We start from the raw sequence: 16041 nt of genomic DNA on the forward strand, positions 1-16041 counted from the left end.
TAGCATTCAAGAAGGTGCTATCCATTGTTGTGACACGTGACGTATCCCAGTTTTCGACACCTGCCAGGATACCCTTGCTGCCGCTGAAGGTGTTATTGAGGCTCGTCACGGAAGCCGGCAGTGCTGCCAGGGACTCCAGATTGTCGGTGCCTGTGAAGGACGATGTGAGATTAGTGCCGGTGAAGTCGCCAAAGGAGACCACGGAAATCAGCGCGGGGCCGGTCGCTTTGAGCTGCGTAATGGGCCCGGCGATCCGCACCTGGATACGCTCACCTTCTGGAAGCATATGCGAAACTGTGCTGGTCTGAGCCGTTGGTGTATAGGCGCCATCACCCCAATCGATGACCCCGTTGCCTACGGCCGTAATGGTGACGCTCTGGCCGCCGGTGTATTCCAGGATGATAGGGTTGATGAATGGCGGAATACCGCAGCTACCCCAGATCGGCTGAGACGTCATTGCACTGTTGAGGCCAAATGAATTGGGAGCCGTTTCGTGCAGTGGAACGCACCATGTGGAAAGCTCTTGCTCGAAACTCGGCGTGTCGCGGAACATCGAGGTCAGCGGGTTATACGAGGTCTCTACCTTACTCATGTCCCAGGCATTGAGCGGCTGGTTGAAGGCAGTGGCACCAAAGAACATCGAGCTGAAGGCAGAGTTCGATTTGTCGGTCGCGGCGATGATATTCCAATCTGCCAGCGGTTGATCGAAGGCGACCGCCTTGTAAAACATCGCCTGGAAGTTCGTTACGCGACTGACATCCCATTCGCCGATCGGTCGATCGAAGCTTGATGCCTCGTTGAAAGTGTTTTGCAGTGTTGTGACTGAACTCGTGTCCCAATCTGAAATATCAGTGTTGAACGCGTTTGCGCCAAGAAACATCGACGACATATCCTCGACGCCGGAGACGTCCCAGAATGCGATGTTGACGTCGAAATTTACAGCCCTGGCAAAAGCGCTGGACATGTCTGTCACGCGGCTCACGTTCCAGTTTCTGATGTCACTGGGCACGGAAGTCGCGTTGTTGAAGATCGAACTCATTTCGAAGACAGTGTCTGGGAGGGCTGCGATTGATTGAAGTTGCGTCACGCCATTGAATGCGGAATTCAGCGACTGAAGGCCAACATCACCGAAGGAGACGACCTTAGTCAGTGTATCCTTGGTTGTGTTCCGGAACGCGGAGTGTGATCCCGTAATATTGACAGTCCATGGACCGTCAGATGTGTAGGTGTGGGAATAACTGCGACTTCCCGCCACGACCGGCGATGTCTTCTGGTCACCCCATTCAATCACGCCATTGCTGTCATTGGATGTCAGCGTGAAACTGGCAGACCGACCTTCGTAAACAAGGACGAGATTTGGATCTTTGGGCTCGTAAACCTCTGGGATATTGATGACTTGTGAATCACCATTATAGTCGGGATCGATTGGAACAACCACAGCCTCCTCGCCAAGGCAAATAAACGGGCCGGGGCTGCCGAAGACATCCCGCGAGATGACCTCGTTCACACGACAGTATGCCTGCTGCACCTTGGCACCGCTGATTGTGACTGCGGCTACTGATGTCAGCGCGATGAGACCGACGATGATGCTGTAGCTCAGAAGCGATGCGCCGCGCTGCCCAAAACCCTTCTTGGAACGCAGATAAGTCGCGAGCATTTTCAACAGGTTTTTCATCACAGGAATCCTCAATCCAAATACTGGCCTGACCGCAGACCCGTGTGACCGGGAAATAGTCCCCTTGCTCCTCGTTGGAAAAAATCCGGAAAGCTTTTCGCGGCGCGTGACGAAAAATAGCCAGCCATTATCTTAAAATTCGGCTGTGCTCGTGTCTCCCTATCAAGCGCGCAGCCTTGAGGCGATCTGAGGGCGCTTCGGGTGGTATCCCTCTGCGCGGCCATCCCCTGTGTTCCGGATAAAGATTTGCTCTCAATTGGCTCATAGGCATCAGTCGTATTGAGAATATACATCTTACAAAAACACATACTTACGCTAAGTCAAGGAAATGAATCAGGCTTATATTTCCGTCATATAAGCATTCCAACGACAATGTTGAGACTATTGATAATTGCCTATTATCGTTAGTGATTGCAAAAAATCGCAGCTTGGGGCAGATTGAGGGTCCGAAAGGACCCTTTGATGCCACAAAAGCCCCCTGCCCTACCGCCATATGGCGTTGATCCAGTTGCATGGGGGACGCGTGCCGGCGAGCTTGATGCCCTGAGGTCGATCATCCCCGAAGCGCGCGCGACACAGCTGGCGGGACTGCTCACTGACGACGATGTCGCTACGCTGCGGCATCTTGCTGAGACCGGGATGGGCATGAACACCCTGCGTGCCCTGAGTTCGGACCTTGGGTATCTTGAGGCCTGGTCCAAGTCCGCCACAGGCGCGGAGCTCCCTTGGCCCGTGCCTCTCGATCTCGTATTGAAGTTCGTGGCGCACCATCTGTGGGACGTTGACGCGCATTCACGCAATCCTAGTCACGGGATGCCAGGGCAAGTCCGTCAAGATCTAGTGGCATTGGGCCTCCTGCGATCATCAGGTCCTCATGCTCCAGCGACCGTGAGGCGGCGCCTGTCGTCTTGGTCAACGTTGCACCAGTGGCGCGACCTGGAAGGCCCCTTTAAGTCCCCTGCCCTGCGCAAGGCAGTTCGCCTGTCGATCCGTGCATCCCCTCGTGGTCGCCGTCGCAAGAGCCGTGAGGCGGTTGTGGGAAGTGTGCTGGAGGCTGTTCTCGGACACCTTGACGACATGATCATCTCGCTAGACAGCTTTGATCACGGCGACTTGTCGGCGGTACACCTTGCAGCTCTACGCGACAGATCTGTTCTGTCCTTGGGGTTCGCGTCCGGCGGCAGGCGCAGGAGCGAACTCACTTCCTTGGACTGCGCCGATATCGAGCGCCGAATATGGACCGGACAGGACGGAGCTGGAGGTAGCGCGCCGGCCGTCTTCTTGCATCTAGGTCGGACGAAGACCACGGATGCCCAGGATGACTTGCAGGTGGCTGTGATCGGTCGTGCCGTGGCGGACCTCGATGCATGGCTGGTTGCAGCCGAGATCAGTGCTGGCCCGATATTCAGGCCAGTAGACCGGTGGGGTTCTGTTGGGCAGGCACCACTCAGCCCGCAGACCGTGAACAGGATCGTCAAGAAGCGACTTGGTGATGCTGGGTTTGATGCTGCCTCTTACTCGGCACATGGCCTTAGGTCTGGTTATCTCACAGAGGCCTTCCTGCAAGGGTTGAGTCTGCCGGAAGCTATGAGCCAGTCAGGCCACAAGTCTGTCAACCAAGCGGCATCCTACTTCAAGGCGTTTGATCGTCTCTCTGGCCGTGCAGCTCGTCTGCTGGACTAGCCCCCTGCCCTATCGAGGTCAGGCTTGATGATACTCTCGGCTGCGTCCGTTATGCCCATGTCGTGATTAAATGTGCCGCGCTCAATGAAGTGGGCCGTTTCTGCAATGACTAGTGGATTATTCATCATGAAAGTATGTGTCGTATGCATGACGATATGATCTTTCATGCCGTTGAGGCGTGTCGATGCCACCGACACCTTTCCGTCGTCTGGACCGTCGACAAGGCTCGAGAAGACCGGGTTCAGCGACAGGTCGCCAGCTATGACGCCGAGTTCAAAATTCGCGGGTGGTAGTCCTGATGCGATACCGTCGGGGCCTGTCATCAGATCTGCTCCTGCTGGTCCGTTTATCCAATGATAAAGATCGATGTCGCCAAGCGCATCCGCGAGGTCACTGCCTTGGTTTGGCGTGCCAAGCATTACGACCCGGTGGATGTTCGGGATTTCATGGTCACGCAGCCAAGTTCGCAGGATCAATCCACCCATGGAATGCGCTACCACACTTGTTGGCTTGCCGGCACATGCCTTGACCCCGACTGGCATGATCGCGTCAGTCAACTGGACGATGTCTGCTTCGGTTGAGGGATAATCGAGGAAGACAGCCTCGTGACCTCGATTTTCAAGTGCTGCGGCCATGACCAACATCGATTTCGATGTCCTGGCCAGACCGTGGATGAGCAGAACGCAATCAGCGTTGCTGGATGATGGCAAGAGAGTTGCAACGGCCATGGCGATAGTGGCGCAGGGCATGCGTGAGATCGTCATTTTTAGTATTCTCTTTGACGGTTTGCATTGTCATTTGAGATATATGACTTTGGCTGAATGACCGATAATCGATCAGCTTAGGGATTTGACCCCTTCTCTCATTTTTGGTTTTTGGAATAGTTTTTTGAGTCCTAAATCAAACGGAAGGCAGAACCATATAACAAAAAAGCAGAACGGTTCGAGATGGCGGAACAAGATATGCCGCGTAAAGCGGTTATTACGCAGGTTGCAGGAGACCAGGGCGTATCGAAGATAGATGCGGAACGCATTGTGCGAACTGTTCTGGAGGCTGTGGCCTCAGAGCTCGCCAAGCGTGGCAGATTTCATATTGCAGAAATTGGTTCCGTATCGGTAGCGACGCGCCCGCCGCGGCGCTATTTCAATCCAAGAACCCTCAGCGAAGATGTTAGCCATGGCGACACTGCGCTCAAGATAAACATTTCCAAGCAGATGCGTGAGCGTCTCGGCAACGGAGATTGAGATTCCACGGTCAAGGGTCGGGTGACCGTGGATAATGGCCTGGAGCGGCTCGGCGGGAGCTGCTCCAGGTCTGTTTTGAAATTCAGAACTGGCGCGTGATACCGAACGTAATTGCAGTCCTGGAGTAATCCTTGATGTCTATGCTTGACTGCGACCAGGATTGGGTCAGGCCCACATAAGGTCGTCCATACCATCCATCCAATTCTGCGAATGAGATTCGGCCCGTTAGGGTTGCGACGTTATCGTGGCGAACTACTCCGAAGACAGGATGAATGATTTCACCATCCCCGACTGACGTTGCTGCTTCGATATCAAAGCCAAGCGCGTTGTTCAGTGGGCCTGACAGTCCGGCAAATGCCGATTTTGAACTGAAGTCCTGGAGGTCGTTCTTGTGATCGAGCTTACTAAAGCTCAGTCCTACGCGAGCCACCATGCCCTTCTCCCCAACGGCACGCACATACCGTGCTGTAAGATATGTGTCGTCATGATCTTGCTCGCCCGCGCGATCATTCGAGACTTTCGTGAATGATCCGGAGAAGTAAACTCCTGACCTTTGATCGATCGTCCAGTCAGCGCTGGCTGCGATCCCCCTGCCCTTCTCAGACGAACCATCGTGGTCGATTGTCCACTGAAGCGTTGGGCCAACGCGCCAGTCGACGAAATCACCGCGATGTCGATACGAGACGCCAGTTTGAAGCGTCAATCGATCGAAGTCTGATCCTTCCCGGTCCCCCAAGGAAGCGCTGAACGTCGGCACGATGTAGCTCTGGGGAGTGATACTGAAGTTGTACGCTGCACCAGCAGAAGCGGTGTATCCGTATCCGCTTTGCGCCACTGTTTCGTCCGTGAGGATGAACGGCAGCCCGTTGATAATGATCTCCTTACGTCCGGCACCAAGGTTTGCGTTGGTGTCGTAGTCGATATTCAGGCCGGCGTTGAACTCCCATGGCGCGAGTCTTGGACAAAGATCCGCCATAGCAGTTTCAACGGCGCGCGCAAAACTTGGCGTTTGCGCCAGATCTTCTCCTCGACCAAATGTCCTTGACGCTTCACCACACTTACCCTGTTCTGCCTGGGATACCCCGAGGTCGAAGAGGATCTGTTGCGCGTTCGGACGGGCGTTGCTTAGCACAGTCAGGATAACTTCCGCGTCGACTGGCCTATATTCCATCCGGGCTTGGATAGCTTGGCCATATCCTTGCTCAACCTGTGCGTCTGTCAGCACCTGCTGCGCTGGTGCCGTTGTTGCTGAGATCATCAGCGCGATCGAGAAAATTGCTTGCTTCATGCTACATCCGTCCAGTTGAGAGGGTTCACGATTGACCCTCTCAACTGGAAGGGTGTCGCAATATTCCCCTTCAGGTTCCTCGTTCGTAACCGCGGAACCCTGCGATGATTCTTGGAACAATCTGGAGGAGATTGTGGTGTGAATACTGCACTTGGTCGCGGCGATTCAAGGTCCCGACTTCGATTGTGACTTCTCTTGCCCCTTGGTCTGCTGCCATGCACATCAGATCTAACACTGCCGGATAATCCGACTTCAAGAGGCGGTAGGTTGCCAAGCCACCTTCGTTATCTGTCGCCCCCGGCAAAAGGACGTATGTCGCTGTCTGATGTCCATGGGACGTCTCTGTCAAGTTAAGTGCCTCAGCAAGGAAAGCCTCATTAGGCGGCCCCTCACCTCTCCGTAATTTTCGAATGGCGACACAGAGAGCTGAAAGTTGCTCCGCTGCTGGCTGTTTGGGCTGAAGTGCTATGATCAATGTCGTATTCCTCTTGCTGAAATTGATATTGGCCAGATGCGGCTTGCCCGAAGTCTTTTGTAGAACTTTTACTCTACATTTTCGGTAAACCCATCATGCCGCATGGAATGCTGCTACTCCATCATACAATTTATCACCTCACATAAAGTCTGACATCTCAGCAAAGAGCACTGGCCAAGCTTCCATCCGGAACAGGTGATTCCACCAGTGAGGACGAGCAACCGACGCCATCCTAAGCCCATCAATTCTATCTGAGACCATGGTGGCGGCTGAGCAGATTTCCGGTCGCCCGCACATGCGCTCGTTTCAACCAATGCATTGCGATTGACGATCAGCCCACGATGCGGCAGGCCCGCCCCCAGCCCGCACATGACACCCGCAGAACGGCCGCAAGGCTCCAGATTTCCGGCCGGAACAGGTTAGATCGCAAAGCTGGACGGCCGTGTCGACGCAGACCATCTCGATAGCGCGTCAAGTATTTAGGTGCCGGATTTCCGGCCGGAACACCCTCCCCCTCTTCCTCCCTCCCTTCCCGAGCGCTCATTGCAATCAATGGCAGGAGTTCGCGGAAAAGCCGGCGAGGCTTCAAAGTTCCGGCCGGAACACAGCAGATCGTGACAATGAATGACGGTGTCGACGCAAGCCATCTCAACAGCACCTGAGATTTTTTGGTGCCAGATTTCCGGCCGGAACACCCTATCCTCCTCTGTCCTCCCGATCGCTTAATGCAATAAAGGCCGAAATCTTTCGCTAAACAACCGGTGTTGCGGCAGGCCTGCCTTCAGCCTGTGCAGGATGTCCGCAGAATGTGGGCTAGGCTCCAGATTCTCAGCCATGACAGGTCAAATCGTACGGCGGTATGGTGCTGTCAACGGTAGCCATCTCGATAGCAGCTCATGTGTTTTTGTGCCCGATTTCCAGCCGCCCCCCATCTCGTCCATCCTCCTCCCGAGCGTTCATTGCAATCAATGTCAGGAGGTCTGCGTAAACATCCGGTGGTGCGGCAGACGCATCTTCAGCCTGCGTAGGGTATCCGCAGAATGCCGGCGAGGCTCCAGCTTTCCAGCCGGAATAGGTCGGAGCTAGGAGCCCGAAGTGCCGAAACAGTCGCTCAGCAATCGCCCACGGAGCAAGACCGGTGCGATTAAAATCTTAGACGGAACAGCTTAGCGGCGCGAATACGGGTGCTGAAAAAAGATCTATGCGGCCCTTTGTTGGACTTACTTTTGCGGACTTGGGTAGATCGATAGTCTTACTGCGAGCAAACCATGGCCACAACTGCACGACTATGCTTCACCGCGGTTTTAAATTTTGAAGTCCTGACTCATTATTCAAGCTGCAACTCCGTCCAGCCGACAGCCTGGATGGGCGGGACGAGCGGAAAGGAACCGGCTTAGAATCCATTTCCGTTACCCTGTTTGTTGTCGTTTATGTTGCTTTAGGTGACTGTAGGTTTGTTCGAAGGATACCGACTATTAAGCGCTTGTATTGCACGATCAGGTTGGCATGCGTGCCGCACCTTTGGATTGCCAATTTCAAGCGGAATATGTGTACCAGCCGAATGCTTTGAAGGCTGATTACTGCACCAAGCCTCCGCAAAAAAAACTAACGCCCTAGGCTAGCTTTAGACTCTAAATCGCGATGTGTATGAGATTTCAAAATCAGGCTCTAAACTAGGCTTAGAGCCACTTGTCAGTGTCTACTATTGGACATCATCCATCAGATTGCGTTCCTGTTTTGTTCTGTGTTGCTTGCATTTAATTGAGGCTGTTCCGGCCGGAAATATGACACCCGTATGTCTCAGATGAGCGCATTTATCCTTTTTTCATGGAAGCATGCGGTTTGGGGTGTTCCGGTCGGAAATCCGGCACCCCTGCGGCCGACTACCATTGCGTGTCGCTTCGGCATGAAGCACGCAGGGCATGGGTGTTCCGGCCGGAAATCTGACACCTCTACGTCCCAGATCAGCGGAGTTTTGGTGCCGCTGCTGCCCATTGAGCTGGCTTATCGGGCTTTCTTGAAGCGTGCCGGGCAGGAGGGTGTTCCGGCCGGAAATCTGGCAACTTTGCGTCCCAGCTGATCGGAAGCTTGGCGCCGCTGCTGCCGGTTGGGCTGTCGCATCGTGCTTCATTGAACCGTGCAGAGCAGGAGGGTGTTCCGGCCGGAAATCCGGCACCTCAGAGATTAAAATGATCGCCTTTATCCTGTCACTCTGGAGCCATGAGGTTCGGGGTGTCCCGATCGACGATTTGGCAGCTCTATGGCAGACCGGGGCTGTGTGTCGCGTCGTCATGAAGCGTGCAGGGCAGGGGGGGGTGTTCCGGCCGGAAATCTGACACCTCAGAGGCCCAGATGAGCGCTTGCGTTTTTTTACTGGGCGATGGGGCTTTGTGTTCCGGATGGCAATGGACCCCACTCCCTCCGGGGGACTTTTTCTATTGCCTCATAAGGGGTGGGGGCAGGGGTGTTCCAATCGAAGTATGTTGCGATAGTCTCGTGGCCACCAAACAAAAAGGCCGCCTTGCGGCGGCCGTTCTTGTTACCATGTGGGATTACTCAGCCTGCTGACTCCATGATCCTAAGGATCTCTGCCAGTTTTTCATCCGGGATCGTCTTACTCTTGATTTTCAGGATCATGTCACCCGTACTTGACCGTGACAGCGATAGCGTTCCCCCACTGGTCTGCTTAGTGCGGAAGGGGAGGGGCTGGCTGACGATCGAGTTCCTATGCTTAGCAGTCTTCTTTGCGAGAGGATGCTCGCTGCGGTTGCCCGATCGCAGTTGTTTGAGAGCTTTGTCGATTTCATCGCGTGATGCGGTGGCAAGGTCGAGGAGTTCTGCCAGCTCATTGTAATATTCAACGACACCACACCCGCGATTCACGGTTGAACGGTTGACGCCGATAATCTCGGATAGCTGGGCTTGGCTGGTTCCGGGTGTTTCTCGTGAAATCAGTCCAATCGAGTACAGACGCTCGATCTGCGTAAGATCCTTACGAACCGAGTTCTCATAAAACCGCTCATGAAGGTCATCGAGGCGCTCTTTCCCTTCTTCGCTGAAGGAGAGGAAGCACAAAACGTCGATCCCGAGTTCCTTGCACGCTGCAAGGCGTCGACGACCTGATTGCAAAGCGAATTCTACGTGAGTGACGTCGCGAGGCGTTGCGGCGTTGGGACGCCAATCCACATCAGTTGGACGAACGCGAATTGGAACGCGCTGTCCACGTTGCCTTATGTTGCTGACGAGAGATTTGAAGCCGTCAGCATCGTCGCCGTCGGCAGTGTCAACGATTCTGTCTGTGCCAACGATATCAGATATCTTTTGCGTCGGGATGAGGATCGGGATCTGACCGTCGATGATACCACTGAACTGGACTTCATTCGCCTTCTTTGCTTCTTCTTCGACCTCTTCGAAGCGCTCGCGCAGCCGAGCACGGCCTTCAGCAGCCCAAGCTCCTACAACCTTAGGGGCCGTCTCCCGACCTGGTTCATCGCCTGCATCTGCCTTTCCACCATTCATTCCTGACATGAATGCCGCCGCACTGCGGCTCTTCTTCACTGGATCACTCATGCTGCGATCTCCTTCGCCTTAGTTCCCTTAACCTTGACTCTGACTGGTTCACTTTTCGATTCAGTCCACCGTGGCACGACCCCATCAGGGTATTTTTCATCAATGAAGGCGTTGGCAAAGCCGCGGACCTGCATGTTGGGTATCACCCGGTGAAGAATGTGCTCACTGACGGCATTTGCATTGGCAATGACGCTCTTGATGCCGGCGCGTGTCCCTTTGTCAGGCACGAACTCGTAAGCGGACTGGAACTTCATGAATGCGTTGGCTGCGGCATCGTTGCTGCGGTAATACACAGGCGAAATGAAGTCCTGATTCAGCGTATAAAGTTCTCCAATCGTCTTTACGTCGACGTCGTTCTGCGTGTTCACGAGGGTAGGGAGAACCATCGAGCCATTTGGCTTGAACTTGATCGGGTTTGCCAACTTGTTTTGAAAATAGAGATACTCTTCAAGGCTGCCGAGGTAGGTATGCAAGGTTGAGAGGTCGAACCCCTTCATGGTTTGAGGGACGATCAGGGTGTCTGCGGCCATCACCGCGTTCACTTGCGCCAGGCTGAGTGACGGTGCGGTATCGATCACGACGATATCGACACACTCCGTCAATGCACGCTCGTAGGCGTCATTGTCAAAACTGCCGTCTGACAACATCAGATCTTCAGGCGCAGTCTTGGGCGGATAGGCCTTATCCCATGCTGTGATAGCGTCTCTCAACATCCTGAAGATTTGTTTGTCTTCAGGGACCTCGGATTGTGTCATCATGTAAAGGGCGATGTCGGCAACCTGAATGGACGCTCCCCCTGGAATTAGACGTATGCCCGGCCAAGGTGTCGGCTGCCAAAAACTATTCAATCGCAGATCATTGTGTTTGATTCTGCGGCGAAGAGACCCATCTTCAGGGAGACCCATAAAGCTGGTGAACGTATCAACATCCGGGTCGATGATGCCGACGGCGTCATCCACGAAGTAAAGAGAGCAGGTAGACTGCGGGTCTGCGTCAATGACGCCGACCCGGAGACCGTAGTAGATCGCGCAAAATTGGGCGAAATGAGCGCTGGACGAGGACTTGCCGGTGCCTCCCTTCAAACTGTTGAATGTTACGACCGGCAGAGGATCGCCTGGACTGCGCCACGGCAAGCTTATCGTGCGACTGCTGGGTCTGGCGGCGGCCATTGCGCGCACCTTCATGACGTCCGCAACAGACAGAGTCTTCTCGCGGCCTCTAACTTCTCCTTCCGGGGCATCGGGGTGCTTGAGGAGCCCATATAGATGGCTCCGGTCACAACCCAGGATGTCCGCCGCCTCTGCGTTGGAAAGGCGCCTCAGAATACGATTGGCCCGCGTGGTGTTCATTCGAACACGGTGCATGCCATCTTCTACGTAGCGTTGGGACTGCTCGATGAAGTCTGGGATGCTTTTAAATGGATTGCTCATGCATGCCTCCGGATGGGTCCAAATGGCCCCTTAATCGGGGCTCTGCCGGGACCGTTGCCGATTTGAGCGAGTTAATCAACATTTTTTAGACGATACCCGGCCAGATGTGTTGTCTTTGACTTCATATGTGTTTGCAGCAACACTGGAATCCAATGATCGAGCCCCTTTTCCGACCAATAACCTGCTCTTGTGTCACTCTGTAGTTTGTCAGACCTGCTGGCGGCGACCAGACGTCTGCATCTGTGCGCTTTGACCCCCTCTGGCGGATCACTCAGCCACGGAAGTAGAGGTCTCATTCCTTTCCGTGATGATCTGTATCTTATTGGAATCTCTGCATCCTGCTTTTCGGGTGAGAATAACAGACAGACAGGCTTTCACGCTATAAAGACCGAGGACTCTTGGTGGCCACCCGGACCATGTAAGCGCGCTTTTGAAACAACCCCGCTAACGTCATGTCTGCCTTACCTGGCTGGACAGCGTCAGCAGGGGGCTTGCAGGTCTGGGTGATCTGCCATTCTCCAGACAAGCGCTTCCAGTGCGGCTGCCATGATGTATCGAGAGCATCGATGGATGCGGCGATAGATGGCTTTGTTTTTGCAAATGCAGCGATTGCTTTCGCTGCCGCCGTTACGCTCACATCATCCGCGCTCAGCTGCCGGCGATGCACGAATTCGGACACCACTTGCTTCGCTTGGGCTATTGCTGCGCCTTCGTCGAGGAGACCCACTTGGTCTGCTCTCTGTGCAGCTATCGTCAGAACTTTTGACATCAGGGATTCTGGCGGAAGCTTCCCGAATGAGCCGACAGGATCGCTGTCGTTGGATCTGAATTCCTTCCAGACAGCTTCATCAGCATTTGTCCAAACCAAACCGGGAGTCTTGGTTTGTTGAATTTTAGTTATTGGACCCGAAGGGTCCTTGCATTCAGCATCCTGAACGCTGCGTTCAGATTTCTGTGCGTTCTGATCAGTCTTCGGGATAGGGGCGGGGCGTGCGTTGCGGTGGGTGGTAGGGCAGGGGGCCTCATTGCCCTCCTGTGCTGCCGTGGTTTCGGCGCATGCGTCAGACTTGGTAGCCTTCCGGGCAGCTTTCCGCGCGGTCAGTCCAGACCAGTGCGCGAGGAGATTCTTCCATTCAAGGAGGGTGATCTTGACACGGTAGTTGTATCCATTGCCAAACGTTTGGCTGTCGCAGCCGATCAGGCCTGCCTTCTTGAGTTCGGCTACGTACGACGTGACCGATGCCCTTGATCGGCCGAGTATGTCGCCGAGCTGTTCGTAGGAGCACCAGCTCTGCCCTTTGTCGTTGGCGTAGGCACACAGGGCGACAAGAAGCGCCTTTGCTGGCGGGGTGATAGGCAAATAGATCCAGGCGTGCGGAACGCGCACGAAGCCACCTTCTGGCGGCACATTTGTCGATGACATGGAGTCACAACCTCTTATTCGGTCAAAAACCGTTGCGTGAGGTCATCTGATGGCTTAAACAGAACAGTATACCGACTGTGTTTGCCTACAGCGTCAGATGACGTGGGTGGACTTGGTTTGAAGGCCTCGATCGGTTGGCGCCGGTCGGGGCCTTTGCTTTTCCTATGACATGTCAGCCATCTCCGTGTCAGTGAATGCCGATGACCCGCGGTCTGTTAGAAGCTCCACAAGTGATTCAGCAGCCGACAATGATCGGGTGTCTCCACCGGTCTCTGATAGAGGAAGAAGCTTGTTGATGCTTGGCAAGGCGTCAGGACCCTTGCAGACGCGTATGTAGACACTTTCCAGTGGGGCTCTGCCATCCAGTGGTATGAAGCCATCTTCGGTTTTGCGAACCAGGCTGACAGACAGATACCTGCTCATGTCCGGACTGGCTGAAATCAGTTCGATCGCCTTGGAGAGCGGGCGCTTCTTGAATCCTTTCAGGGTGTCGGCGCTGGGAACACGCAGACGCAAATCTTCGATCTGAATGTATACATCTTCACCCTTGGCGTAGATGAGGTTCGCCAGACAGATCGCATAGATGCGCGAGCAAGAGGATTGGGCGGATGTAATGCTTTTGAAGCGCTCCCTGGTCATGTCGAAGCCGTCACCTTGGGTGATCCATCTGAACGCGTCCACAGAAAGCGAGATCTTTAAACCGATCACTTCCTTGCCTTTGTCTGTATGCAGGATGTCTTCTTCAAACGCATCGATCCAACTGAAATGTCTGCGTCGTGACACGTCAGCGCTGATGGCTGTCTCAGCTGTAATTTTGGTGCTGTGCAAGCGCTGGAGCCGCTCGGTGACGCGCCTGTAATCTGAGCCACCGGTAGAACCGCCTCCTCCAATCAGATCAATGACTTCCCGGCGGTCGATATTGATGTGCCTCGTTGGCTGTCCACCGGATTGGATGACATCCCTGATGTGGGCGGCCAACAACATCATGATCTTCTGATCCATGAACGTCGGAATGCGGACACCCGCATCGTGCGATCTTATGCGGATGCGACATCCGTCTATGACCGTTTCAAGATCATGAATTTCGTTCTGTTCTGCGAACATTGGCAGAAGCATTGTGTGGAGATCTGAGCGGACTCCGGCTACGATCGGCTGGCCAGACTGACTGCCTGTCTTTCTTGTAGCCTGTTCCCGCTGTTTTGATGTTGTGCCCGTGGTCGTCATCTTACTGCCTGTTCCGACTGTTTTTTGGTTCGTTGCACACAAGAAGAACGTAACCACCTACCTTTCGGCAATAGGAAAACTCTAAATCTGCATAAAACATGTTGTCGTCCTTCTTAGAAAAAGACGCTTATGTTGCTAAGAAACGTTATATTTCAAAATATTAGATGGTTTTTGGAGTTGTGCCCTGCGTCAATTTTCATGCTGTTGTCACGTTAAGAGTGCTAATGTGTTGACTGGGCGCCGTGCAACCTGAGGCGCGTCGAAGTGGTTTACTCGACGCGAATCTCTCGCTTCTGTGAGAATCGATTTGCGGGAACAGTTTGAAGTTGCAGGGGGCATTGTGCAACTTCGACCACAAGAAAGCCTGTTCCTTGGAGTTGCATGGATAGGGCATTACGCAACTTCGCAAGATTTCGACCCATATGCGTTGCGACATCACTACATGTGGCACCGTCCATCGGTGCGTTGAGGGTCTGCGCCTTATGGTCGATGCGCCCTCTTGCAGTATATGCAGTCACGTGATGCTAAAGAAATTAATGCGTAGCCACGGTATGTAATGCCTACTGGCGGCCGAAGTTGCATAGGGCATTGTGCAACTTCACCCTAGCGAATGGCATCCACTGAAGTTGCAAAGGGCATTGTGCAACCTCGCAGTAGATCGCGCCACCTCTTCGAAGTTGCATAGGGCATTGTGCAACTTCGCGTCTGAGGTCTTTTGATATTGTCTCATGAAAATAGCCCCGGCGACACGCGTCGCCGGGGCCGATCGTAATTGTTCAGAACTTGCGTGCGCGCAGTTTGCGTGGTGCCCGCGGGTCGACGAAGGCTGTCGGCCGACCGAGCAAACCTGCCTCGGACAGGTAGCGTGAGGGTTGTCCCGCGCTTTGCGTGCCCATCCGGTATCCCGCGTAGGAGATGTGCAGCTCCTGGCGTGGGCGTGTAAAGGCCACGTGAGCCAGACGGCGCTCCTCGTCAGGTCCGTAGCTCGTCTTCTCAGAGCGTGCATTTGGAAACACGCCTTCTTCCATCGCAGGGCAGAAGACGCAGTTGAACTCGAGACCTTTGGAAGCGTGGACCGTTGAGATGACCACACTGTCGTCTCCCCACCCCTTGTCTGCTCCCGCTTGAAGCGAGATTATTTCGAGGAATTCCATCGGTGTCGTATAAGCGCCTGCCTCCTCGACGATCTCCTTGAGGTTTTCCAGTCGCAGTTCGTATTGCGGGTCCTGATCGTTCTCGCGACGCCATTCCCAGTAGCCGGTCTCGTCGAGGATATCGTCGAGGATGGCGCCGGCGGTAGAGCCATTTTGCAGGATGCTCTCGATGGTATCGAGGATCTCGACGAGATCCTTGTAGGTCCGGAAAGCAGCCGAGCCTTTCTTGCAGCGGGTCGCAAGCACAGCTGCTGCATCACGTATGGTGCACTGATCAGACATCATCACCCGCCGCAGGTCGCCGATCTTTTGCGGACCCAGGCCACGCGACGGCTTGGATGCGATCCTGCTGAAGTGGACGTAGTCCATGGGGTTCGTCGCGATCGTTAGCCACGCGATAGCGTCCTTGATCTCTTCGCGCTCGGTGAACTTCATCGCCCCTGCCACGACGTAGCGGACACCGCGTTCGCGCAGCGCGCGCTCGATGCCGGTGATGATCATGCCAGAGCGACACAGAATTGCGATCTCGGCGGGGACTTCACCGCGGTCGATCTTTGATGCCACGAGTGACGCGATTTCGTCGGCCTCGTCGCGACCCTGGTCGTAGTAGCGTAGGAAGTGGGACGGATGATCACCGTTCCGCGGACTCGTCAGCATCTTGTCCAGCTTATCCTTGCGCCGGAGCGGCGTGACGACGGCGTTGGCGACATCGAGGATCTCCTGCGTCGAGCGATAGTTCGTGTCGATCGTCACTTGGGCGCAACCGGTCCAGACCTGGGGGAAGTTCATCATGATCTCGGGGCGTGCGTTCCGCCATTCGTAGATCGACTGGTCGGTATCTCCGACGACGCAGATGTTGCGGTGATCGCGCGCCA

At 54.6% G+C, this 16041-nt stretch carries 11 protein-coding genes; 3 read left to right on the plus strand and 8 right to left on the minus strand.

Going from position 1 to position 16041, the window contains the following annotated elements; all coding sequences use genetic code 11:
- Window positions 1-1675: BspA family leucine-rich repeat surface protein (locus ACOI1H_RS18415; protein WP_422439292.1), on the minus strand; the 1675-nt coding region annotated here is incomplete at its 3' end.
- Window positions 1676-2752: 1077 nt separating this feature from the next.
- Here ACOI1H_RS18415 and ACOI1H_RS18420 point away from each other — a divergent pair.
- Window positions 2753-3358: a tyrosine-type recombinase/integrase gene (locus ACOI1H_RS18420; protein WP_422439293.1), complete on the plus strand. Its 606-nt coding sequence runs from the start codon at window positions 2753-2755 to the stop codon at window positions 3356-3358.
- Here ACOI1H_RS18420 and ACOI1H_RS18425 read toward each other — a convergent pair.
- On the minus strand, window positions 3355-3993 hold the full coding sequence (locus ACOI1H_RS18425) for an alpha/beta hydrolase (RefSeq protein WP_422439294.1): 639 nt from the start codon (window positions 3991-3993) through the stop codon (window positions 3355-3357). The genes ACOI1H_RS18420 and ACOI1H_RS18425 overlap by 4 nt on opposite strands.
- Here ACOI1H_RS18425 and ACOI1H_RS18430 point away from each other — a divergent pair.
- Both ACOI1H_RS18430 and ACOI1H_RS18435 read left to right on the plus strand, forming a co-directional pair.
- On the plus strand, window positions 3992-4183 hold the full coding sequence (locus ACOI1H_RS18430; protein WP_422439295.1) for a hypothetical protein: 192 nt from the start codon (window positions 3992-3994) through the stop codon (window positions 4181-4183). The genes ACOI1H_RS18425 and ACOI1H_RS18430 overlap by 2 nt on opposite strands.
- Before the next feature lie 122 nt (window positions 4184-4305).
- Entirely contained in the window at window positions 4306-4602 is a 297-nt protein-coding gene (locus ACOI1H_RS18435; protein ID WP_422439296.1) for an HU family DNA-binding protein, read from the plus strand.
- Window positions 4603-4684: 82 nt separating this feature from the next.
- Here ACOI1H_RS18435 and ACOI1H_RS18440 read toward each other — a convergent pair whose 3' ends face one another.
- The 6 genes from ACOI1H_RS18440 to ACOI1H_RS18465 all read right to left on the minus strand — a co-directional run.
- A complete protein-coding gene (locus ACOI1H_RS18440) occupies window positions 4685-5890 on the minus strand; it encodes a hypothetical protein (protein WP_422439297.1) in 1206 nt (401 codons plus the stop codon).
- A gap of 3031 nt (window positions 5891-8921) precedes the next feature.
- Window positions 8922-9935, minus strand: coding sequence for a ParB/RepB/Spo0J family partition protein (locus ACOI1H_RS18445; protein WP_422439298.1), 1014 nt, complete (start codon window positions 9933-9935; stop codon window positions 8922-8924).
- The gene (locus ACOI1H_RS18450) at window positions 9932-11365 is read right to left on the minus strand and encodes a ParA family protein (protein WP_422439299.1); all 1434 of its coding nucleotides are present in this window, start codon (window positions 11363-11365) and stop codon (window positions 9932-9934) included. Before ACOI1H_RS18450 ends, ACOI1H_RS18445 begins: the two co-directional genes overlap by 4 nt.
- Window positions 11366-11744: 379 nt before the next feature.
- Window positions 11745-12788 (minus strand): helix-turn-helix domain-containing protein, encoded by a 1044-nt coding sequence (locus ACOI1H_RS18455; protein ID WP_422439300.1) that lies wholly within the window; start codon window positions 12786-12788, stop codon window positions 11745-11747.
- 162 nt (window positions 12789-12950) lie between these two features.
- A complete protein-coding gene (locus ACOI1H_RS18460) occupies window positions 12951-14012 on the minus strand; it encodes a replication initiator protein A (RefSeq protein WP_422439301.1) in 1062 nt (353 codons plus the stop codon).
- A gap of 776 nt (window positions 14013-14788) precedes the next feature.
- Window positions 14789-16041: ATP-dependent helicase (locus ACOI1H_RS18465; RefSeq protein ID WP_422439302.1), on the minus strand; the 1253-nt coding region annotated here is incomplete at its 5' end.

The sequence above is a fragment of the Loktanella sp. DJP18 genome, assembly GCF_049310965.1.
Taxonomy (GTDB): domain Bacteria; phylum Pseudomonadota; class Alphaproteobacteria; order Rhodobacterales; family Rhodobacteraceae; genus Loktanella.